Here is a 22,120-nt window from a genome sequence, read left to right as displayed (position 1 = left end):
TCAGTGTATAGACAAAGGTACATTTTTATTTAAATCCATGCAATTCTCTTGTTGATCGTAGTGGAAGACGCGCAGACTCCTCGAAAATGCTGACACATTTTCTTCGTGCGATGAATGGCTGCCGAAGCCTTCCTTGTCCTGCGGGAGGAAGGGACATGGGAAATCCCACAGGGCGCAGCCCGAGGAGGTTCCCGGACCGCCAGCGGAAAGCGAAGCGTCTGAAACGAAGATCAACAGTCAAATGCAAATTTAAAAATAATTTGGGTTTGTCAACAGTCTGAAAAGAGCAGGAAATCTCTGCTCTTTTATTTGTATTTGTAGTGTCATTTTCAATGCTAATTTTAATGAGAGTTGACCTAAAAATAGGTGTTGTCCCTCCGAAAAGAGAACCCGTTACCAATTAACTGAACTGCTTATACTATATTCTCAGCATTTTCCTTCCATATTTATGGCCGGTCCAAAGAATTCATAATGGATTTCGCTATCCTGTATACCAAGCTCTTTTAAGCCCTTTACTACTGCTTGTAAAAATGGAACTGGCCCGCAAATGTAGTAGTCAGCACCTTTTAAGATGGTGTTTTCCTCTAACCATTCTACATCGATGTAACCTTGTTTCTTAAAATGAGTGTTCATTGTATCTTGTTCGGATGGATTATCATAGATAAAGGAAAAGCGGGAATTGTTCAAACGTTCGTTTAAATGGTCTAATTCCTGTTTGAATGCCTGTAGTTTTCCATTTTTAGCTGCATGAACAAATTCAACTTGACGGTTCGGTTGTTGCTCAGCAATGCTATTAATCATGCTCATGAGTGGCGTAACTCCAACTCCCCCACTAATAAAGACGACTGGTGTTGAAGCACTATTTAAGACAAATTCCCCTGCTGGAGCGGTAATTTCTACTATATCTCCTTGATTTATATGATCGTGGAGATAATTAGAAAACACCCCTGCTGGTTTCGTTTCCTCTGCTTCACGTTTTACGGAAATACGGAAGGATTCTTTGTTTGATGCTGCAGATAAACTATATTGTCTGTTAATTAAATTGGTTTCTCCTGGAATTTTGTGACGAATCGTAATGTATTGACCAGGTTCAAAGATTGGAACTGGCGAGTTGTTAGCAGGAACGAGATAGAAGGAGGTAATCACATCACTCTCTTCGACTTTTTCCACCACCTTGAATTGTTTGAATCCCTTCCAGCCGCCTTCCTGATCCGCTGCCTGTTTATAAAGCGTTTCTTCCAGTTCGATAAACACTCCTGCAATTACGCCATAAGCATTTTTCCATGCTGAAAGGATTTCGTCTGTAGCAGCGTCACCAAGAACTTCTTTAATGGCTCTTAAAAGATGTCCCCCGACGATTGGGTAATGTTCTGGTTTCACCCCAAGACTACGGTGTTTTTGGGCTATTTGTTTTACTACCGGGATAATACTTTCCAATTTATCAATATGTGTCGCAGCTGCTAAAACTGTATTGGCTAATGCAGTTTGTTGGCGTCCTTGGTTCTGATTTGCATGGTTGAAAATATTCTGCAATTCGGGATGACTACTAAATAAATTTTTATAAAAAATGGTCGTAATTTCAGTTCCATAAACTTCTAAAGCAGGCACAGTCGATTTAATGACATCTATTGTTTTTTGAGATAACATTGAAAAATACCCTCTTTCTAGGTGTTGTAATTTTATAGTAGAATCAAAAAAATATAAAAGCAATATTTAAAATACATCTTTAATAAATTGGACACATTTTTGGAGAGAATATAAATAGGAGGAGAAAAACTATGCGCTTAACCAATTACTCAGATTACTCTCTTAGGGTGTTAATCTACCTTGCAACGGCGGAACAGGAGAACTTAGTAACCATCAAGGATATAGCAGAATCGTACGGTATTTCGAAAAATCATCTTATGAAAGTAATCTATCATTTAGGAAAAATGGGGTATATCGAAACCATCCGAGGGAGAAGTGGTGGAATTCGGCTTGCTAAACCAGCTGCAGAGATAAATATAGGTGAGGTAATTAGAAAAACAGAAGAGGATTTTTATATTGCCGAATGTTTCAATCATCAAGGAAACCAGTGTGTGATATCACCAGTGTGCTCCCTAAAGCACATTCTCCGTCAAGCTTTAGAGCAATTTCTCAGCGTTCTTGATCAATATACATTGCAAGATATTGTGAAGAACCGTGCTGTTTTAGTAGATAAATTCCTCTCCAATAAAGAATAGATTTTCAAAACATAAAAAAACAGGGCAGAAAAAATAATTTTCTGTCCTGTCTTCATCTAATGGGCTTACGGAAAGGCCAATTTAAAGTTTAAATGAACTTTTCAGCGATACAATTAAATTAAATACGATATTATCTGCAGATGAGTGTTTTGGATCGACATTAAAGTAGCCGTGACGGAAAAATTGGAATTTATCCTGTGCCTTGACATCCTTCATGTTTGGCTCGACAAAACCTTGTAAGGCTTGAAGGGAGTTTGGGTTTACTCGGTCTAGGAAGTTTTTTTCTACTTCCACAATTTCGTCCTCTTTAACCTCCACGTCTGCAACATCAGCTTTTACTTCAGCTTCCGGCTCTTCGTCTAACATGAGAGGCTCATAAAGTCGGAACTCTGCAGGAACTGCTTGGGTTGCCTCCACCCAGTGTATGGTTCCTTTTACTTTACGACCGGTAAATCCACTACCGCTTTTCGTTTCCGGGTCATATGTGCAGTGAATCTCCACTACATTTCCTTCTTCGTCCTTGATGACATTTTCACATTTAATAAAATAAGCATGCTTTAGACGTACTTCATTACCTGGGAAGAGACGGAAGTATTTCTTTGGCGGATCCTCCATGAAATCTTCTTGCTCAATATAAATCTCACGAGAGAATGGAATTTGTCTTGTGCCCATCTCTGGATTTTCCGGATTAATTTCTGCTTCAAGCGATTCTACTTGTCCTTCTGGATAGTTCGTAATGACAACCTTTAAAGGACGCAGGATACCCATCGTACGTGGTGTTTGTAGTTTAAGATCTTCTCTAACGAAATGATCAAGCATTTGAGAATCTACGAAACCAGAACCTTTAGAGACACCTGTTTCACGGACGAATGTACGGATCGCACCGGGGGTGTAGCCTTTTCTGCGCAGACCAGAAATGGTTGGCATTCGAGGATCATCCCACCCATCCACTATTCCTTCTTCCACAAATTTTCGAAGCTTACGCTTACTCATTACGGCATTCGTAATGTTCAAACGGCCAAATTCAATTTGTTGTGGTACACTTTCCATTTCCGTCTCTGCCACAACCCAATTGTATAAGGGACGTTGGTCTTCAAACTCTACTGTACAAATAGAATGGGTGACATCCTCCAGTGCATCTTCAATTGGATGAGCAAATGCATACATAGGGTAGATACACCATTTGTCGCCAGTATTATGATGACTAGCATGAGAAATTCGGTAAATAACTGGATCACGAAGGTTGATATTAGGGGACTTCATATCAATTTTTGCACGAAGTACCTTTTCTCCATTTCCAAATTCCCCTTCACGCATGCGTTGGAAAAGATCCAGGTTCTCTTCCACCGAGCGGTCGCGGTAAGGGCTGTCCTTCCCAGGCTCCTTCAACGTTCCGCGGTATGCGCGAATTTCATCAGCTGAAAGGTCTTCTACATATGCTTTGCCCTTTTTTATCAATAGAACGGCACGATTATACATTTCTTCAAAATAATCAGATGCAAAGAAAAGGCCATCCCAATCGTACCCAAGCCATTTCACGTCTTCTTTAATGGATTGTACGAATTCAGCATCTTCCTTCACAGGGTTGGTATCATCGAAGCGAAGATTGGTCTTTCCGTTAAACTCATCTGCTAAATCAAAGTTAATCACGATAGATTTAGCATGTCCGATATGTAGGTATCCGTTCGGCTCAGGAGGGAAGCGGGTAATGACATGATTTCGCTTGCCAGACTCCAAATCTTCTTTAATTATATTTCGTATGAAATTAGAGTTAGCGGGGTTATGTTCCAAGTTTTTCAACCTTCCTTATAATAGTGTTGTAAAGCATGGTTTCTGTGCTCTTGATCCTTGAATAAGAGACACCTTCGATCGTTGCTCCACACTTATGATAGTCAATATTGTAACACAAGAACTAGCAAGCGCAAATGCTTATCAGATAGCTTTTGTCAACCGAAAAATAAATAGTCAGTATATAGATTACATATCCAAATAAATATTGTCAGGCTGTATCAAGAATCCTCTTAGTAGCAAATACTATCTATTCATTTTTTACCAGTAGGATTTTTGTTATAATATGGAGAAAAGTAGTTGGAAAGAGAGGTTTATAATGCAAATGGCAAAAACAATTATTGATAAGTTGAATCTGCGAAAATACGAGAACCGTCTATTTTTGAATATTCCAGAAAATGTGCAAGATTTTGCTGAGCTAGAGCATGACACAACAATTCAAAAAGATAGCTATGACCTATTTTTTGTCTTTATTTTCAGTCAGGACGAATTTGTAAAGTATGCAAATTTTATAAATGAGAAGCAACTATTGAATGACAATGGTTACCTTTTTGTCGCATATCCGAAAAAGAACAACCCAACATATAAAGAATACATAGAGCGTGATAAATTCTATGAAGGCTTGAATGTTGACGAAGAAGGATACCTACCGAAAAGTAAGCTGAAATTCTCCCGCATGGTCAGCCTGAATGAAACCTTTACAGTAGTTGGCTTAAAGTCAGCTCCGAGGAAAAAGAATGCAAACACAAAAAATAGCCAATGCGTAGATGACTATATTCCTCACATCGAAGACATTCGAGGCTTTCTTAAAAATAACGAACAAGTATTAGCCAAATATGACGCATTAACTTATGGCTATCAAAAAGACTGGGCTCGCTATGTATACAGCGCCAAAAGAAAAGAAACCCAAGAAAAGCGCCTGCACGAAATGGAAGCAATTGTTGGGGAAGGGTATAAGTCTATGGACTTGTATAGGAGACAAAAGAAATAACAAAGGGGCTGGGACAAAAATGTTTTAGCCTAAGACAAAACCGAACTTATTCGAGTGATTGATCAAATATGTTCGGTTTTTTAGTATAAAAATATGCTTTTATTTTTTAGATTACACTAGCGATTGATTGGAGGGCAAGACGTAGACTCCTGCGGGAGAAGTGGCCAATGTGAGACCCCGCAGGCGAAGCCGAGGAGGCTCGCGGGTCACCCGCGGAAAGCGAAGTCTTGAACGGAAATCAATAGCGGTATTTATTGTCGGCCATTATATTGTTCGTCTTTTTGTTTGTGTTCTTTAGTTTTGTCCCAGCCTCTTTTCCCTTAATGAGGCAAATTTCCTTGATTTGGTACAGCTTGATAACTCTTCAACATCGCATTCATATCCTGCATATTAAGCTGTGGCACCTGATAATAACCATGTTTATTTTGATATAAGAAAATTTCATAGCTCATCTCAATAAAGTTTGGAACACTGTCAGCAATTACTCTACGTAGGACAGGATTAGTCATCTCTAATGCAGTCATAGCCAAAAGAGTAGAAAGTCCTTTTGTATGACCAAGCATATATGCAGATAATCCCTTGTCAGCTAGGTCATTAACGGATTGATTAGGCTTTTTTGGTTGTGTTGGCTTTACTCCATAAACAACATCATGTGTTTGCGTCATATTATACACTTGGGTAGAAGTAGTGGGTTTTTGACCAGTGCTAAAACTTTCCACTATCGTGTTGTACATTTGTGTTACAAATGTGGTTTGGTGCTGAAGAATGTCCTTTAAAACGGGATCTTGAATATGCTGCTCATACATCTGATATTGATCCAACATATTAATGATGCCTGCAATTACTTCGTGTGCATCAAAAATCTCATGGCCACCATGATTGTTACTCACTTGCGTTTGGGGATTGGTTGGGGGTATTTGATTGAAATTTTGCCCCTGCAGATTATTTTGATTTTGCATGAATTTAACACTCCTTAATAGTCACATTCTTTCTTAGAATGAGCTATTTTTTGTTTTTGATGTATGAAAAATGCAACCTGAAAATATATTTTTAGTGCGTATAGTTGTTCCAAAATAAAGTGGAGGAAGAGCATGATAGACACTTTAAAAACAATACTATTACTGGTGGCGATTATGGGACAGGTTGTTGGCATTGCCTTGTTGGTCTTACACGTTTGGATAGGTGTTTTATTTTTTATATTGTATGCAATTGCAATTATTGCACTTTTCCTTGTTCTAATCATCGAACGACAAAAAGAGAAAAAGGAGGATGAAAAAAATGATTATCGTAACTACTGAGACGGTACCTGGAAAGAAAATAACCGAATTAAAAGGATTTGTAAGAGGAAGTACCGTTCAATCAAAGCATATCGGAAAAGATATTCTAGCTGGCTTAAAAACCATTGTTGGTGGGGAAATTAAGCAGTATTCAGAAATGATGCAGGAAGCTAGACAAAAAGCAATTGGCAGAATGGTGGAGGATGCACAATCAAAAGGTGCCAATGCGATCGTATGTGTGAGGTTAGAAACTTCTAATATTATGGCGAATGCATCAGAAATTATTGCATATGGTACAGCTGTAATTGTGGAATAAGCTTTCTGCTTTGATAAAAACCAGAGTTTCTCCTATTTCTTCGATCACTCCCTATATGAGGTAGTCATGTCGATAAAAAAATTTACTATTACCTATTTACATTTACGCAACGTTAAGGTGTAAAGTGTAATTGTCAGGAGGTGATCAGGTGGAATATACCGTTCAGAAATTGGCCAAATTGGCTGGAGTGACGAGCAGGACACTGCGTTATTATGATGAAATTGGGATTCTCAAGCCGGCGAGAATCAATTCATCTGGGTATCGGATTTACGGATCAAAAGAGGTCGATAGGCTGCAGCAAATTCTCTTTTACCGTGAACTAGAACTTGAATTAGACAGTATAGAAAAAATAATCAATGCTCCATCCTTTAATGAATTAGAAGCGCTGAAAGACCACCGCGATAAGCTTCTGACAAAGCAAAAGCGGCTTGAAGGATTAATTGACAGCGTTGATAGGACTCTTGCTGCGAAGGAAGGGAGAATCATGATGAGTGATCAAGAAAAGTTTGAAGGATTTAAGCAAAACCTCATAGATGAAAATGAACGGAAATATGGAGATGAAATCCGCGAAAAATATGGGGATGAGGCTGTAGGAAAATCAAATGCCAAACTAAAGGGCATGTCGAAGGAAAAGTATGCTCAAGGTGAAAAGCTTGGGGAAGAAGTGCTTCAAGTACTGCACGAAGCGTTTCAAACAGGAGATCCAGCTGGTGAGCTTGCCCAAAAAGCAGCTGATTTGCACCGCCAATGGTTGGGCTTCTACTGGGATAGCTATTCAAAGGAAGCGCATGCAGGACTTGCACAAATGTATGTCGATGACGAAAGATTTACTGGATATTATGATAAAAAACAGCCAGGAATGGCAGCGTTTTTGCGTGATGCTGTGTTTGTTTATACAGGCAGAACGAATTAAAAATTTAGTTCTAGCTCCTCGAGATTGTCTCGAGGAGCTAATGGCAGCTCTCACGCAGTAAAATTTCAAAAAGTGACAAAATCTCAAGAGCTGCGCTCACGGATACTCACTATTTGAGTCACGTAAAGTGAGAATGCATGACTGAAATCATCATCATAATTCAACAACAAAAAAATCCCATCAACTAAAGTTCCTTTTTCATAAAATATGTGTAGTTCCTTTTGCATATTTGTCGGACTTTTCTCCTAAAGAGTTAGACTTTTCCTACTATTATTCTATAAAAATTGACAATCTTTAAAAACTGTAATAAAATTTTTCTTGATAGTTTATGAGTTTAGACTATCGCCTGATAGATTTGGGCTTATATATACTCCAAAGGGGAGTAGCTGACAGTTATGTCCGTCAATACGTGATGCTTATGTATCACCGGCTTAACTGGCAACATTCTAATACGAATGTTGTTTGCGAGACCTTTGCCAACTAGGTAAAGGTGCTATATTCATACAGATGATACCTTTACCAAATCATGGTAAAGGTTTTTTTATTACCCAGGTAGGAGAGGAGTTCTAATCTGAAAATCAGTGGAATATGTAAGTGGTAAAGAATTAACAAAAAAAGTGAAATTTTTCGGAGGTGAATCCCTCTAGAGAGGGAAAGAATTGGATATTGATAGTATATTGATCATTAACTTACTTTTAGTAGCTTTGTTAATCGGTTTGACAGCATTTTTCGTTGGGTCAGAGTTTGCGGTCGTAAAATTGCGTATGTCCCGCATAGATCAGTTGATTTCAGAAGGAAATAAAACGGCAGTAGTGGCTAAAAAACTTGTTACCGAGTTAGACTATTATTTGTCTGCATGTCAGCTTGGTATTACAGTGACAGCATTAGGTCTTGGTTGGCTAGGTGAGCCAACTGTGGAAAGAATACTGCACCCGGTTTTTGATAGCTTCGAGATACCGTCTACTGTATCGACAATTTTGTCGTTTGCTATTGCATTCTCACTTGTTACGTTCTTACACGTAGTAGTCGGAGAGCTTGCGCCAAAGACACTTGCTATTCAATACGCAGAAAAAATGACTTTGCTTATCGCACGACCATTATATTGGTTCGGTAAACTGATGTATCCTCTAATCTGGACTTTGAATGGTTCTGCACGTATTTTACTTCGTGCTTTTGGAGTACAGCCAGCTAGCCATGAGCAAGCCCACTCGGAAGAAGAGTTAAAAATCATTATGACACAGAGCTTTGAAAGTGGAGAAATAAATCAAACAGAATTATCCTACATGGAAAACATTTTCACTTTTGACGAAAGAGTTGCTAGGGATATCATGATTCCAAGGGTACAAATCGTCACTTTATCTAACAATATGCCTCGGGAAGAAATTATCAGTGTTCTAGATGAGCACCAATACACCCGTTACCCGATTACAGAGGATGGGGATAAGGATAATATTCTTGGATTTGTGAATGTGAAAGAGATGTTGACAAACTTTGCTGCTGGAAGAGCCGGTGAGTTAAAAGATTTCCTTCACGAACTTCCACTGATTCACGAAGTAACGTCCTTACAAGATGCTTTACTAAAAATGCAGGAAGAGCAAGTCCATATTGCTCTTGTTATAGATGAGTATGGTGGTACTGCTGGTATTATCACGATGGAGGATATCCTAGAAGAGATCGTTGGGGAAATCCGAGATGAATTTGATGCTGATGAAGTACCAGATATCCTAGAAGTAGAAAAAGACCTTTATCATATCAACGGCCTTGTTTTGTTAACTGATATTGAAATACAGTTCGGGGTTACGTTTGAAGAAAAGGAAGATATAGATACTATTGGTGGTTGGATGCAGGTAATGCTGCAGGATAAAGATGATGAAGAAGATAAAAGTGTGGAACATGGTGATAATGTTTGGACAGTTTTAGAAATGGACAATCACCAAGTTAAGAAGGTTGGCTTAAGACTTCATGCATTATCTAATCAACACCAATCAATATAAATGAAAGGCGCACCTCTTGTTTCAGGGGTGCCCTTTTCTTGTTAGTCGCATATTAAATGTGTGAAGATATTTATTAAAAAGTTGAAACCAAACTCCCTCTCAAATTGTCTAAATCTCATTGGTGCTGAACAAGTAGCGTAGCCTATGCCCTTTCTTACCAAAATTTTATCAATTGACCAACATAGCATTGTCGAATATGATTTTTAAGATTAGGATAAATATATACATGAATAAAGAATACAAAGGAAAAGGACGGAGAAGAAAAAGTGGAAAAGGACCTTAGGCCACAGCTTGATCCCACATTAATTTTTCTTATCGGAGTTATGGCGCTGGCAAGCTTACTTGCTTTGAAAAGCGTAGAACCTACACTGCCGCCAGTTTTGCAAAATATTGATTTTGTGGAAAAGCAGTTAGTGTGGTTTATTATTGGGGCAATTGGAATAGTCGTTTCGTTACTAATCCATTTCGATCATTTACAAAATTTGGCCTGGTTAACATATGGCGCTGGAGTCGTGCTGTTACTTGGCTTAGAATTTAATATCCCGCCTTCACTTGTCAGTACAATAAAAGGGGCTACAAGTTGGTATGAGTTGCCCGGGCTCGGTAATGTTCAGCCATCCGAGTTAATGAAAATAGCCATCATTCTTGTGTTAAGTAAAGTGATAGCTGATCACAGGGCTAACTATGAAGTAACGACCACACGTGAAAGCTTTATATTACTCGGTAAAATTGTTGCTGTTTCTGCACTGCCACTTTTTTTAGTAGCGAAACAGCCTGACATGGGAACGACTCTTGTCTATTGTGCGATTATTGCTGCCTTAATTCTTGTATCGGGTATTAAATGGAGCATTATTTTATCTTTAACTGGGACATGCCTTGCATTTATTGCCTTATTTCTCTATATTTTTATCGAATTTCCTACCTTTTTCCACACCTATCTGATACCGGAATATCAATTAGATAGATTTTATGGATGGCTCAATCCGTACGAATATCAAGATGAACAAGGCTTTCAATTAGTGAGATCCCTGCTTGCTATTGGTTCTGGAGAATACATGGGATCAGGCTACGGTGAGATGAATGTCTATTTGCCAGAAGCTCACACCGATTTTATCTTTGCTGCAATTGCTAGCCAATTCGGATTTATGGGAGCAACGGTTGTAATCTCTTTATTCTTTTTCTTAATTTATAAAATAACCATGGTAGCTCTTGAGTGTCATGATTTATATGGCACGTACCTTTGTACAGGAATCATCGGAATGTTGACATTTCAGGTTTTCCAAAACATAGGAATGACCGTAGGATTGCTGCCTATCACCGGTATTCCACTTCCGTTCTTTAGCTACGGTGGAAGCTCGCTTTTAACCTATATGATAGCTATTGGCATTGTCATAAACGTTCAAGTGCGAACAAGAAAATACTTTTTTACTTAACCTCTATTGTGGTGTGTTTTTGCCATGGTTTGAGGTTTTTTTATTTGCTACTTTTAAAAAATCGACTAAATAATAATGTCGGCAGGTAGAGGAAATTAGATTTAATTTTTTGACCAGAGATATCTCCATATCAGGACAAGACATAGAACAACTCATCGATTCCATCAAAAAGTATGAATGATAGCAAGACTCTGATATATAATGGAAAGTAGAGAATAGAAACGGGGGACAAACATGTTCATATTAGGACTAGTATTATTTGGCATCAGCTTTGGATTAATTGGCTTCGGCGTGTTCACTGCGTTAGTGAGATCCGAAAAGAAAAAGGGTAGACTGGCACTCGTTGGAGGAACCATCCTGCTTATAGGAACGTTTATCATGTTCACGTATATGCCACAAGCTTCTGGTGAAGAGCGAATTACCATTTCAGAAGTGGCTGTCACGGAAAATGAGAATGGTAGCTTTGCGTGTGAAATTACAGACCATGAATCTAAAATAAGCTATAGCAGTGTAGCTCCGAGTAAACAAGCAGCAGAGGAAATGTGTGCTCAATTTGAGGAAGGAAAGGAATACACTATCTTTTATGAGTATGATTTTGATGAGGATTCGTATACATTTACAGAACTTTCGAAAAAGGAAGAATGACCCAAGGTATCGTGAGTGCCTTGGGTTTTTTAGTGAAGTGTGGGGAAATATCCAAATACCGGTTTCAAATCTCTAATTAACGGCAACAAATCTCCAAATAACAGCCCCAAATACATAAATAACTCTCCGAAATATCCAAATCACCTAATATGACGAACAAAAATAATAGTTACTTGACTGTGTGGTGCACCCCACGGTTTAAAATAGAGAAGGGAGGGCAAAACATGTACAAGGTAAGTGAATTTTCCGAAATGACGGGGCTTAGTAAGGAAACATTGCGCTATTATGCAGAGGTCAAACTGATGGAACCTGCTTTTATTGACCCGAAAAACAATTACCGTTACTACGATGATGGCAGTTACTTTTTAGCACTGCTGCTTATAAAATTAAGGTGCTTCGGATTTACTATCCAGGAGATGACTTCAGTGATGGAAGATGAATCCTTTGCACATTTGGAAGACCTTCTTTTACATAAAAGAGCAAATATTCAGTTGCAAATAGAGGAACTTACCTCTAAAAAAGAAGAAATCGATGCTTTTTTGGCATCAGGGAAGGAGCATGAACAATGATCCAATGGAAGGAAGAACGCATCATCCAAGCTAACATCGAAAAAGTTTGGGAACTGTTTCTGGATAAAAATATTAAAAAAACGATGACGAAAGTGGAGGAACACATTCTAATAGAAAAATCAGAAACAGAGGTCGGTGCAAAGCACCAGCAAACATACAGGGAAGGAAAACGGGTAGAAACTTTTATCGTAGAAACACTAGCCTATGAAAATACCCCTCAAAAAAAGCACAAGAAAATTACCTTTGTGTTAGGAAAGGCATTCGAAATAACATTAGGTTTTACTTTGCAAAGGGTGGACGTGCAGCATACTAAATTTATTTATGAAGGGAAAAATGAAGGGGTTAATTTTGTTGGACGTGCGATGTTGAAGCTTGGTAGTGAAAAAAGTAACCATAAAGTGGTCCAGGAGTATTTGGATCGAGTGGAAGCAGAGGCATTAAAATAGGGAGCTGCAATATGCTGCAACTCTCTTCTTTTATATCAAAATCCCCTTAACGATCTTCCCAAATAAATAAAGGACAATCCTTTCAAATGTAGAATCCATTAAAAATAGGAAGATAGAGGAGGAAAACTGGATGACATTGAAAACACAAACCATTCATACATATACAGAAGCTGTAGAGATAATTAACAAGGTAGGAATTCTTCCATTAGCACCGTTATTTGATGACTTCCCATCACTCGGAGGTCTGACGAAAAAAGAGGCATGGCATTCTGATACCGAAGAGGACCCGTGGAAGTGGCGGACTAAGTTTGCTGCGGAAGGGCATGCAGCTTATGGGAAATTCTTAAAGAAAAAAGCAGTGTTTATTTCAAAAGATATGCTTCCTCTTATGCTCGCAGCAAAATCCTTTTCACATGAATCTGTTCAAGAACGTTACAAAAAGGGAGAAGTGTCAAGAGAGGCATTAACCCTATATTCCATCATTGAACAACAAGAAGGAATTGATACAAGACTATTAAGAGTCGAAGCAGGAATGAAAGAAAAAGAGAAGAAGAAACCATTTGATCAGGCATTACTGGAGCTACAGGGGAATTTAAATATTGTTGTTTCTGGGACAAAAGAGAAACAGGATGATAATGGAGAGAAGAATGGTTGGAGCAGTACCTCCTACGAAACGATGAAGCATTGGTGTGAAAAGAATGCTATTCCGAAAATTCGTCTTACAAGAGAAGAGGCAAGGGAGAAACTTTTATCCCATCTTTCCGTATATACGACTGATCAAACGATGAAAAAGATTAAGAAAGTGATATAAAAAGGAACACGTGGTTTTCGACCTTATAAAATAAATTCTTTGACAGCTTGCAAAACAGAAAGAAGGAAAATAAGATGCAAACAGCCCTTTTCTGGGGAAAGCTGAGCTATATTTTAATCGTTTTGTTAAGTATCCCATTCTTTTATACATTTACTGGAACCATATTGGCTGCGTACTTACTGGTTGGTGGAGCATTTCTAGGACTCTATTTTTCACTGCCGATGTGGAGAATAAAATGGCCAGTCTATTTTTTTTCGGCCTCTGTGGTAGTAGTCATGCAACAATTCATTGTCAGGCCTGCCGATTTGCTTCCGTGGCTGCTGATTTATTTTCTCCTTTTGGATGGTATGTTACATCGTCAAAAAGATCATATGGTTTCAATTCGAATAGCTACCGTGCTTCCTATCGTATTCTCCATAAGTTCGTTAGCGTTCACGTCCTCCTTTTTCTATCAAATTCTATTAATTATCTTTTTAATTGGAATTGGAGCGATAACAAATAAATATGTGGTGGAGAGTGAAAGGCTAGATAAGGACTGGAAAAGCTTGTTAGTAGAGTATCGAGATTTAAAGAGACAGTTACTAAAAAATGAAGAGGTTGCAAGAATAGAAGAGCGAAATCGGATTGCAAGGGATATCCATGATTCAGTTGGCCATCAGCTTACCGCGTTAATGATGCAGCTAGCGGTGGCAGAACAATCCTTAGAAAATCAAAAAGTGAAGAGTATTATTTCTCAGACAAAACAGCTTGCTCGGGATAGCTTGGATGGCATGAGAAAAGCTGTAAAAGCACTGCAGGGAGAAGAGGATAAAGGAATTGCATCCGTCATTCATCTTATCCGTAAACTTGAGGCGGAAAGTCAGATGAGAATTCAATTAACAACAAAAACTGGAGTGCTTTCCCATACCTTCACTAATGACCAAAATAGCTCTGTTTATCGATTTGTACAAGAGGCTCTAACAAATGCAATGCGCCATGGAGATTCCCGAGAAATTACCGTCACCTTTGAAATTCTTGGTGGGCATAGCTTTCGGGCAACCATACGAAATAAATTAGTAAGTGCCAAAAGTATCCAAGAGGGCTTTGGGATGCAAAACATGAGAAAGCGAATGGAAGACCTTAGGGGCAGGATGGAGAAAGAGATTGCTGACAACCACTTCATCGTAAAAGGGGTTTTTCCTTTGAAGGGAGAAACGTAAACCATGATAAATATATTATTAGCTGAGGACCAAGGACTAGTGAGACAAGGCATTAAAATGATGATAGAACAACATCCTGAGTATCGCGTAATTGCGGAAGTAGCAAATGGGAAAGAAGCAGTGGAAGCCTATGAAAAGCATTTAGTGGATCTAGTGTTAATGGATGTTAGAATGCCGGTGATGACAGGACTTGAAGCAACTAAACTAATCAGACATCGCGATCCCAATGCGAAAGTGCTTATCCTTACTACCTTTGCAGATGATGAATATGCGATGGAAGCCTTGAGAATGGGAGCTTTAGGATATCTGTTAAAAGACGCCGATGCAGCCAATCTGTTATCCTCCATTGAAAGCTGTTTAAACGGGGGAATTTCTATTGATGCTTCTGTTGCAGGAAAAGTAGTCCCGAAGCTCATCAGCAAACAAGAGTCAACTAGCATGGAAGCGGTAGCGCTGACAAGTAGGGAACGATCTATTTTACAACTAATTGGAGAAGGAAAGAACAATCAAGAAATTGCCGAAACGCTGCATTTGTCAATTGGTACAGTAAAAAATCACGTAACCGTCATTCTGCAAAAGCTTGGTCTAAGAGATCGTACGCAAATGGCAATTTTTGCGATAAGAAATGGATTGGCTTAAAAAGATTGGAGAGAGGGTGAATAGATGGAACCTAATCAACAAGGGTTACGAAAAGTTGAAAATGGCGCATGGATGGGCTGGTATCAAAAGGTTAACTTAGCAAGGCAACACCATTTGATATCAGGATTCTTGTTTATATTATTAGCTGTTACATTTTATGCTGATTCTACCATTCTATCATTTTTCTTTCTTACTATTTTTGCATGTTTGTGGGCTAATTATCTTTATTTGCTCTTTGTTGGGAAAAAGTTGGAGATTAGTATAGTCGAATCGAAAATAAAGCTTTTTAATGAAGAACAGGGGAGGTTAAGGCTACGTATTAGCCACCACGGCTATCTACCAATCTTTTTTGGGAAATTTCGAGTGGGTACAGATAAAAACATTCGCCTCCAGGGAGGAGAAGAGTTAATTCATCAGAATCAGGTAGATGTCTCTTTTCAACAAGTGGGTAGGAGCGTATGGGAAGTGGAGCTACCATTTACTGCTGTGAAAAGGGGAGTGGCTGCTGCAGTTGTTTACCTTGAAATAGAATCGTTTTTCGGGTGGGGGAAAGTTTTCCAACAAATGAGGAATAGAGTGAATTTTGAAGTGATTGTTTATCCAAATAGTGCGGCTGTGCATGAAATTGAAACGATTTAAGCGAAAAAACAAGGAAAGCACCCAACTAGCAATTCATTAATTGAAGAAAAAAGTATGGTAATTGGCACGAGAGATTACCAGAATGGCGATTCCTTTGGACAAATTCATTGGAAAGCTACAGCTCGAACGAATCATTTGCAGTCAAAGGTATATGAACGAACATCTCAACTAACGTGGTTGTTTATTATTGATATACATACAGTTGATCTGGAAGAAAAATTACGTGGCGTGGCATACCTATTACGATATGCTACAAAGCAAAGTATCTCATACTCTATACTCGTTAATATCAAAAAATTCGGGAAGCCGTCCTACATAGAGTTGAACATCGGGGGTGGAAAACAACAGTTCCAAGCGGCATTATTACTTCTGGCACGTATAAAGGTGGAAAATGTCATCATTCCACCTTCCATGTTTACAAAAATAGTGCATCAACATGCACCTTCCTTTGCATATGCATTCATTTGTGCAGAGCAGCGAGTGTATGAGAAATGGGAACTCCAGATTGATGCATATTTAATCGAGTTTGTTAGTAGGATGGGTAAACTTAAAGATATACCAAAGAAAACAAAGAAAAAGTATGAGGGTGAGGTACCTATAAGGTACCCACTCTTTATTTTTTAAAGAGATGAAACCCAAATGAAAAAAATGACTAAAGTCACTTCTTCTAAACATATTTAATGACCTTATGCAGGTTAAGTTCTTCTTCAAAAACCGTATAGTAAAACTATAAAGGAGGTTTTTCTCATGCTTGAAGCTATTCAATTAACGAAAACATTTAAAAACACCCAAGCTGTAAAAGGGGTAAATTTATATCTAGAAAAAGGAGAAACAGTTGGATTACTTGGACCAAATGGAGCAGGTAAATCTACTACTATTTCTATGCTTTCCTCGCTCGTTCATCCTACAAGTGGTGATGTGCTCTTAAAAGGGGAAAGTGTCAAAAATCAACCAAAGCACCTTCGAGAAATTTTAGGAGTAGTGCCACAAGAGATTGCGGTTTTCCCGGATTTAACCGCTTTAGAAAACATGAGTTTTTTCGGTCAAATTTATAAACTCCCAAAGCAAGGGCTAAAGCAGCGTATTGAAGAAATGCTCACATTAGTTGGGCTTGAAAAACGTCAGAAAGAAATAGTGAAAACCTTTTCTGGTGGGATGAAACGCCGTCTAAATATTGCAGTTGCTCTTCTCCATACTCCTCAAATTTTAATTATGGATGAACCCACAGTCGGTATTGATCCACAATCAAGAAATTATATTTTGGAAACTGTAAAAAAATTAAATGAAGAAAAGGGTATGACGGTTCTATATACGAGTCATTACATGGAAGAGGTTGAGTTTTTGTGTAAACGGATTTATATCATGGATCGTGGAGAGGTAATTGCTTCTGGTACAAAAGATGAAGTGAAAAACATTCTTTCTTCCGAACACACGATTGAGGTAGAGGTAGAAAAAATAATGCCAGATTTTATGGCAAAGCTAGATGCAATTCCTGCTATTTCGTCTGTAACTACTACTGAGGAGAAAATTGTTTTACTTGCTCCGAAAAATATTAATCTATTAGAAGATGTTTTCTCTGCAGCTAAAGAAACTGCTTGTACTCTAAAAGGAATCCAAATAAAGGCGCCAACGCTTGAGGATGTTTTCTTGCATCTGACAGGTCGTACGTTAAGAGATTAGGAGGAATAGAGCATGTTGAAAGCCTTTATATATAAGGATTTCCTTCATTTGTTACGTGATAAAAAAGAAGTGCTTATGCTCTTGGCGATGCCCTTTATTCTAATTAGTATTCTTGGCTTTGCTTTTGGTGGAAGTGGAAATAATGGCCTCAGCCTGCATACCCATGTCGCAGTGGTAGATGAAGGAAGCTTAGAAGAGGGACTAGAACAATTGCAAGAATGGATGGGCTCACAAGGAATTCCTGAGTCAGCGCAGCAACCAATCCTAATGACTGCTAGAGAAACATCGCTGCCTGAAGTACTTATTAACAATGTTATGAAAAAGAATCTGACAGATCTCGTGACAATTGATGAAGTGTCAGATACAAATGCAGCAGTGGAGTCAACAAAATATGCTGGAGTAATAAAAATTTCAGCGGAATACCGGCTGGAAACATGGAAATCTCAGTTTTTTGATGAACCTACAAATCTTCAGCTAGAATTGCTTCTCAATAGGGATAAAGGATTAGAAGCGAGTGTTGTTTCAGACATAGTAGAAAAAGTTACAGAGCAATTAAGGCTTCAGACGGTTTTGACCAAGGAGGCACATGCAAATAATCAGTTATCCTTAGACTTACCATCCTTGTTAGAAATAGACGGGGAGAAAGTTGCTTTGGATGGAAAGAAACCAGTAAATTCCTTTGAGTATTTTGCAGTAGGTATGAGCACAATGTTCGCTCTTTATGTCATTTCTTTTGTTGCGGGATATGCCTATTATGAAAAAACAACATTTGTTTATGACAGGATACTACTATCCAATACTTCTCCATTCATTTATGCAACAAGTAAATGGATTTCAGCAGTGTTCATTTCGTATTTACAGCTATGTATCCTATATGGATTAGCTGCTTTAGTTTATAAAGTTTATTGGTCTGATCTCCTTGCCTTTTTCATACTAACTTTCTTCTTTAGTTTAGTAATAGGGTCAATGACGGTGCTGATTACCGCACTAAGCTATCGTTATAACACCAATCAAATATCCTCCATTTTTTCTGCATTTCTTGTTAGTGTTTTTGCATTTATAGGAGGCAGCTTTGCTTCATGGAGGGAATTTTCAGATACGATGTATCAAATGGGCTCATTTACCCCAAACGGTGCAGCGTTGCAAGGCTATGTCAAGATTCTTAGTGGAGGAGGCTTAAGTGATATTACGCCAAATTTATGGAGTCTCACTGTATTAAGTGTTCTTATGCTAGTCATTGCTATCCCATGCTATCCAAGAAGGAGGTCGAATTAGATGAAGGCAATTCTACTTAATCATTTGCAGCAATTAAGAAGGCAACCTTTTGCCTTCATTGCAATGCTAGTACTCACCGTTGTGTTCGCCATGGCAGTAGGGATGGTAAATAAGCCAAGCCAATCAGAGATACCTGTTTTTTCAAATGAACTTAGTGAAAGTGAGCAAGCTTCCCTTTTGAAAGCACTTAATGAAGGAACGGAACAAACGTCCTTTGTCGCGGAAGAGGGGTCAGTAGTGATGGATAAGCTGGAGAATGGAATAATAGATCTAGGAATCCAAATAGAGAGAGATTCTTATAAGCTTTATATGACGATTGATGATCCGCAAAATTCTTTTATAGAATCCCATATCGGAACAGTACTGCAAACTAACCAACTCTTATCTTTTGCCGCAGATCAATTAAACACCACGACAGAAAACCTACAGGATAAAGTGGAAAATGAGAATGAGTTATTTTCCTTTACGAAGAAGTCCTTTAATGAACGAGATTTCATTTATGATAACTCGCTGCAAGCATTATTTGGATTTTCATTATTCTTTGTCATGTTTACGGTTAGTTTTACAGTAAGTACCCTCCTTGATCAAAAAAGAAATGGAATATGGAACAGAATGGTGCTGTCTCCGTTAACCAAAACACAAATGTATTTTGGGCATATAAGTTATAGCTTTCTCATTGGATATTTACAACTAACGGTAGTTTACCTTTTCTTCCACTTTATTATTGGGGTAGAGCTCTATGGAGGCTTCCCACTTATTCTTGTTGTCGTCATTCCGTACCTGTTTGCGCTAGTTTCTCTAGGTGTGCTCATTAGCTCCCTAGTGACGAACCCAAGACAATTGGATGCTATCGTTCCTCTAATTTCTGTCAGCATGGCAATGATTGGTGGAGCCTATTGGCCACTGGAAATTGTCCAAACCAAAGCACTTCTATTCCTCTCTAAACTGGTTCCTATAACATATGGAATGGAAATGTTAAAGGGTGCCACTATTCTGGATTGGTCGTTATCCCAGTTTTTCCTTCCAGCATCGATATTGTTCTGTATGGGTGTCCTTTTCATGGGTATTGGACTCAATTTTATGGAGAGGAAAGCGAGTATTTAAAGAATAAATGTTTTGTATAAATAATTTCACTCCTTTGTCGATATAATATTTAGTTGTTAAAAGATAAAGGAGTTAACGTTATGTTTCAATCTTTAAGAAGTAAACTAGTATTTTCATTTTCAGTATTAATTGTCTTAATTATTGCAATTGTCGGTACAATTACGTACGCACAAACGAAAAAAGAAATAGAAAACGATGTCATTTCCAGCGCAGAAGCGGCTATGGAAGAATTAGAGAATACAATAGACATCTACTTAAATAACTATGCTAATATAATTTCTGCGTTTGGTAGTACACCATTAGTTTCTGATTACTTAAAAAGCGACACACCAGAAAATCGCAAAAGAATGCTAGACGGATTTAATCAATTAATGTGGAATTTTCCAGATATGCAGTTCTTCTATATCGCCACTCCGGATAAAAAAATGTATTCCGTACCGGATATTAAGCTAGCAGCGGATTTTGATCCAACTACTAGAGTATGGTATATAGATGCTATTCAAAATCCGTCAGAGGTTATCTATACGGATGTGTATACAGACGCAAATACAAACACGCCTATTGTCACACTCGCTAAAGCTGTACGAGAAAATGGAATTATTAAAGGTGTCCTTGCGACAGATATTAATCTTTCATCCTTAGAAACTCTTGTTGCAGAAACAACATTAGGATATGAAGGCTATAGTATTTTATTAGATAAGTATGGTGTGGCACTTGTTCATCCAACATTAATGGGAGAAAATTTGTTAGATATGGATCTCCCATTCATAGAGAACATGTACCAAGAGCAACTCAACGGTGTGGAAAGGTACGTCTACGATGGGGAGAAAAGAGTGCTTGCCTATAACACAGTCGAGGAGACAGGCTGGAAAATTGCTGGCGTGTTTACAGAGAAAAACATGCTCCATTTGGCCAACAGCATGCTGCAAAACATTATAATCGTTGGTCTTATCGCAATAGTAGTAGCAAGTGGGCTCACAGTCCTTTTAGCTAGATTTATTACGAAACCGATTTCCTACCTAAATGAAGAAGTAAATAAGGTTGCCTCTGGTGATTTGACAGGTAATATTCATGTTCGCACCAAGGATGAAGTGGGGCTGTTAGCACAATCCTTCCAAGCCATGCTTATCAACATGCGTGAAATGATAAGTACAGTAGGGAATTCCTCACAAAAAGTAAAAGCTGCAGTCGAGGAAATGAGTGCTGTCACCGAAGAAGTCTCCGCCACTGGTGATGAAATGAACCGTGCCATTGAAGAGCTTTCCAAAGGAGCAACTCAACAAGCAACCGATCTGGAGGGAACCAGTACACGTACGCAAAACCTTGCAGAAAACATTGAGGACGTCCTCTCCAAGCAAGAAGAACTGGAATTATTATCTGGCCAAATAATCGGTGCAAATGATGCAGGACTGCAAAAGTTAGAAAGCTTAAAAGGACATACGCAAGAATCAAGAGAAATCATCACAAGCTTGCATGCACTGTTATTGCAATTTACCGATAAAATAAAAAGCATTGAAGATATTACACATTCTATTAACGAAATCTCGGATCAAACTAATTTGCTTGCTTTAAACGCGAGCATTGAAGCTGCTCGTGCCGGTGAACATGGCCGCGGATTTGCCGTAGTCGCAACCGAGGTGAGAAAGCTTGCCGAGCAAACAGCAGACTCCACCAAGCATATAAAAGGAGTCATCTCCAGCATCCAAGAGGAATCTACTGTCATCCTCTCAGAGATGGAACGTACGAATGATATCTCAGAGGAACAAAGCGTGGCAGTGAAAAATACGGGAGAATCATTTGGAGAGATTGCCACCAATATCAAGTCTATCATTGGGTTCATTGAAAACATTATGGATAACATGAACGCCATGAATGAATCAAAGGAAGAAGTACTAGCATCTGTCCAAAGCATTTCTGCTATCGCTGAGCAATCTGCAGCAGGTACAGAGGAAATCGCTGCCTCCACCGACGAGCAAGTCAAAGCGATCTCCAGCATTGCATACTCTGCTGAAGAGTTGCTTGCAATGAGTGAGGACTTAAGTGAATTGATTAAGAGATTTAAAGTGGAAGAAGAATAATAGATTGCCCCAGTCGTGGAAGTGCGGCTGGGTTTTTTTGTGGGAGGAGTAGACGGTCGGCAAAATTTGTCGAACAAAGTGAACGTCGATATATTGCCATA

At 38.6% G+C, this 22,120-nt stretch carries 22 protein-coding genes; 19 read left to right on the top strand and 3 right to left on the bottom strand.

Annotated features, from left to right (window positions below):
- Positions 1-426: 426 nt before the first annotated feature.
- Complete coding sequence (gene hmpA / locus LRP81_RS14400) at positions 427-1,647, bottom strand: NO-inducible flavohemoprotein (protein ID WP_230502265.1); 1,221 nt, start codon at positions 1,645-1,647, stop codon at positions 427-429.
- A 131-nt stretch (positions 1,648-1,778) separates the two neighbouring features.
- Between hmpA and LRP81_RS14395 the strand changes: the two genes are divergently transcribed.
- On the top strand, positions 1,779-2,222 hold the full coding sequence (locus tag LRP81_RS14395) for an RrF2 family transcriptional regulator (protein ID WP_230502262.1): 444 nt from the start codon (positions 1,779-1,781) through the stop codon (positions 2,220-2,222).
- 81 nt (positions 2,223-2,303) lie between these two features.
- Here LRP81_RS14395 and LRP81_RS14390 read toward each other — a convergent pair whose 3' ends face one another.
- Complete coding sequence (locus LRP81_RS14390; RefSeq protein WP_230502261.1) at positions 2,304-4,013, bottom strand: glutamine--tRNA ligase/YqeY domain fusion protein; 1,710 nt, start codon at positions 4,011-4,013, stop codon at positions 2,304-2,306.
- 322 nt (positions 4,014-4,335) lie between these two features.
- On the opposite strand from LRP81_RS14390, the gene LRP81_RS14385 reads away from it, so the two are divergent.
- Positions 4,336-5,001, top strand: a complete 666-nt coding sequence (locus LRP81_RS14385) for a YdeI/OmpD-associated family protein (RefSeq protein WP_317987076.1) — start codon at positions 4,336-4,338, stop codon at positions 4,999-5,001.
- A gap of 320 nt (positions 5,002-5,321) precedes the next feature.
- Here the strand turns inward: LRP81_RS14385 and LRP81_RS14380 are convergent, their stop codons facing one another.
- Positions 5,322-5,960, bottom strand: a complete 639-nt coding sequence (locus LRP81_RS14380) for a spore coat protein (RefSeq protein ID WP_230502256.1) — start codon at positions 5,958-5,960, stop codon at positions 5,322-5,324.
- Positions 5,961-6,092: 132 nt separating this feature from the next.
- On the opposite strand from LRP81_RS14380, the gene LRP81_RS14375 reads away from it, so the two are divergent.
- The 17 genes from LRP81_RS14375 to LRP81_RS14295 all read left to right on the top strand — a co-directional run bounded on the left by LRP81_RS14375 (position 6,093) and on the right by LRP81_RS14295 (position 22,019).
- Positions 6,093-6,299, top strand: coding sequence for a hypothetical protein (locus tag LRP81_RS14375; protein WP_230502254.1), 207 nt, complete (start codon positions 6,093-6,095; stop codon positions 6,297-6,299).
- Positions 6,280-6,594, top strand: coding sequence for a YbjQ family protein (locus LRP81_RS14370; protein ID WP_230502252.1), 315 nt, complete (start codon positions 6,280-6,282; stop codon positions 6,592-6,594). The genes LRP81_RS14375 and LRP81_RS14370 overlap by 20 nt, the downstream gene beginning before the upstream one ends.
- A gap of 148 nt (positions 6,595-6,742) precedes the next feature.
- Positions 6,743-7,507 carry a MerR family transcriptional regulator gene (locus tag LRP81_RS14365; protein ID WP_230502250.1) on the top strand — a complete coding sequence of 255 codons (765 nt, stop codon included), beginning with the start codon at positions 6,743-6,745 and terminating at the stop codon, positions 7,505-7,507.
- Positions 7,508-8,172: 665 nt separating this feature from the next.
- Entirely contained in the window at positions 8,173-9,501 is a 1,329-nt protein-coding gene (locus LRP81_RS14360) for a hemolysin family protein (RefSeq protein WP_230502275.1), read from the top strand.
- A 266-nt stretch (positions 9,502-9,767) separates the two neighbouring features.
- Positions 9,768-10,934: an FtsW/RodA/SpoVE family cell cycle protein gene (locus tag LRP81_RS14355; RefSeq protein WP_230502248.1), complete on the top strand. Its 1,167-nt coding sequence runs from the start codon at positions 9,768-9,770 to the stop codon at positions 10,932-10,934.
- A 234-nt stretch (positions 10,935-11,168) separates the two neighbouring features.
- A complete protein-coding gene (locus LRP81_RS14350; RefSeq protein ID WP_230502246.1) occupies positions 11,169-11,579 on the top strand; it encodes a double-stranded RNA binding motif domain-containing protein in 411 nt (136 codons plus the stop codon).
- Positions 11,580-11,803: 224 nt separating this feature from the next.
- The gene (locus LRP81_RS14345) at positions 11,804-12,148 is read left to right on the top strand and encodes a MerR family transcriptional regulator (protein WP_230502245.1); all 345 of its coding nucleotides are present in this window, start codon (positions 11,804-11,806) and stop codon (positions 12,146-12,148) included.
- Positions 12,145-12,594, top strand: coding sequence for an SRPBCC family protein (locus LRP81_RS14340; protein WP_230502243.1), 450 nt, complete (start codon positions 12,145-12,147; stop codon positions 12,592-12,594). The genes LRP81_RS14345 and LRP81_RS14340 overlap by 4 nt, the downstream gene beginning before the upstream one ends.
- Positions 12,595-12,724: 130 nt before the next feature.
- On the top strand, positions 12,725-13,405 hold the full coding sequence (locus tag LRP81_RS14335; protein ID WP_230502241.1) for an AlkZ-related protein: 681 nt from the start codon (positions 12,725-12,727) through the stop codon (positions 13,403-13,405).
- Positions 13,406-13,479: 74 nt separating this feature from the next.
- Positions 13,480-14,604 (top strand): sensor histidine kinase, encoded by a 1,125-nt coding sequence (locus tag LRP81_RS14330; RefSeq protein WP_230502239.1) that lies wholly within the window; start codon positions 13,480-13,482, stop codon positions 14,602-14,604.
- A gap of 3 nt (positions 14,605-14,607) precedes the next feature.
- Entirely contained in the window at positions 14,608-15,243 is a 636-nt protein-coding gene (locus LRP81_RS14325) for a response regulator transcription factor (RefSeq protein ID WP_230502238.1), read from the top strand.
- Between the two features lie 24 nt (positions 15,244-15,267).
- Complete coding sequence (locus LRP81_RS14320; protein ID WP_230502236.1) at positions 15,268-15,882, top strand: hypothetical protein; 615 nt, start codon at positions 15,268-15,270, stop codon at positions 15,880-15,882.
- 54 nt (positions 15,883-15,936) lie between these two features.
- Positions 15,937-16,506 carry a DUF58 domain-containing protein gene (locus LRP81_RS14315; RefSeq protein ID WP_230502234.1) on the top strand — a complete coding sequence of 190 codons (570 nt, stop codon included), beginning with the start codon at positions 15,937-15,939 and terminating at the stop codon, positions 16,504-16,506.
- Positions 16,507-16,629: 123 nt separating this feature from the next.
- Entirely contained in the window at positions 16,630-17,562 is a 933-nt protein-coding gene (locus tag LRP81_RS14310; RefSeq protein ID WP_230502232.1) for an ABC transporter ATP-binding protein, read from the top strand.
- A gap of 12 nt (positions 17,563-17,574) precedes the next feature.
- Positions 17,575-18,837 carry an ABC transporter permease gene (locus tag LRP81_RS14305; RefSeq protein WP_230502230.1) on the top strand — a complete coding sequence of 421 codons (1,263 nt, stop codon included), beginning with the start codon at positions 17,575-17,577 and terminating at the stop codon, positions 18,835-18,837.
- Positions 18,838-19,941, top strand: a complete 1,104-nt coding sequence (locus tag LRP81_RS14300) for an ABC transporter permease (protein ID WP_230502227.1) — start codon at positions 18,838-18,840, stop codon at positions 19,939-19,941.
- Positions 19,942-20,021: 80 nt separating this feature from the next.
- Complete coding sequence (locus LRP81_RS14295) at positions 20,022-22,019, top strand: methyl-accepting chemotaxis protein (RefSeq protein WP_230502225.1); 1,998 nt, start codon at positions 20,022-20,024, stop codon at positions 22,017-22,019.
- Positions 22,020-22,120 lie beyond the last annotated feature (101 nt).

Origin of the sequence: Sutcliffiella rhizosphaerae, assembly GCF_917563925.1 — a bacterium.
Classification (GTDB): domain Bacteria; phylum Bacillota; class Bacilli; order Bacillales; family Bacillaceae_I; genus Sutcliffiella_A; species Sutcliffiella_A rhizosphaerae.
The sequence above is the reverse complement of the archived record's forward strand: the minus strand, read 5'-3'. Positions and strand labels throughout refer to the sequence as shown.

Bases quoted from the DNA above. Each gene is read 5' to 3' on its own strand.
- LRP81_RS14320 (WP_230502236.1), top strand. From the start codon at position 15,268: ATGGAACCTAATCAACAAGGGTTACGAAAAGTTGAAAATGGCGCATGG.
- LRP81_RS14325 (WP_230502238.1), top strand. From the start codon at position 14,608: ATGATAAATATATTATTAGCTGAGGACCAAGGACTAGTGAGACAAGGC.
- hmpA (WP_230502265.1), bottom strand. From the start codon at position 1,647: ATGTTATCTCAAAAAACAATAGATGTCATTAAATCGACTGTGCCTGCT.
- LRP81_RS14385 (WP_317987076.1), top strand. From the start codon at position 4,336: ATGGCAAAAACAATTATTGATAAGTTGAATCTGCGAAAATACGAGAAC.
- LRP81_RS14350 (WP_230502246.1), top strand. From the start codon at position 11,169: ATGTTCATATTAGGACTAGTATTATTTGGCATCAGCTTTGGATTAATT.
- LRP81_RS14345 (WP_230502245.1), top strand. From the start codon at position 11,804: ATGTACAAGGTAAGTGAATTTTCCGAAATGACGGGGCTTAGTAAGGAA.
- LRP81_RS14335 (WP_230502241.1), top strand. From the start codon at position 12,725: ATGACATTGAAAACACAAACCATTCATACATATACAGAAGCTGTAGAG.
- LRP81_RS14340 (WP_230502243.1), top strand. From the start codon at position 12,145: ATGATCCAATGGAAGGAAGAACGCATCATCCAAGCTAACATCGAAAAA.
- LRP81_RS14315 (WP_230502234.1), top strand. From the start codon at position 15,937: ATGGTAATTGGCACGAGAGATTACCAGAATGGCGATTCCTTTGGACAA.
- LRP81_RS14295 (WP_230502225.1), top strand. From the start codon at position 20,022: ATGTTTCAATCTTTAAGAAGTAAACTAGTATTTTCATTTTCAGTATTA.
- LRP81_RS14370 (WP_230502252.1), top strand. From the start codon at position 6,280: ATGATTATCGTAACTACTGAGACGGTACCTGGAAAGAAAATAACCGAA.
- LRP81_RS14375 (WP_230502254.1), top strand. From the start codon at position 6,093: ATGATAGACACTTTAAAAACAATACTATTACTGGTGGCGATTATGGGA.
- LRP81_RS14380 (WP_230502256.1), bottom strand. From the start codon at position 5,960: ATGCAAAATCAAAATAATCTGCAGGGGCAAAATTTCAATCAAATACCC.
- LRP81_RS14300 (WP_230502227.1), top strand. From the start codon at position 18,838: ATGAAGGCAATTCTACTTAATCATTTGCAGCAATTAAGAAGGCAACCT.
- LRP81_RS14310 (WP_230502232.1), top strand. From the start codon at position 16,630: ATGCTTGAAGCTATTCAATTAACGAAAACATTTAAAAACACCCAAGCT.
- LRP81_RS14330 (WP_230502239.1), top strand. From the start codon at position 13,480: ATGCAAACAGCCCTTTTCTGGGGAAAGCTGAGCTATATTTTAATCGTT.
- LRP81_RS14395 (WP_230502262.1), top strand. From the start codon at position 1,779: ATGCGCTTAACCAATTACTCAGATTACTCTCTTAGGGTGTTAATCTAC.
- LRP81_RS14305 (WP_230502230.1), top strand. From the start codon at position 17,575: ATGTTGAAAGCCTTTATATATAAGGATTTCCTTCATTTGTTACGTGAT.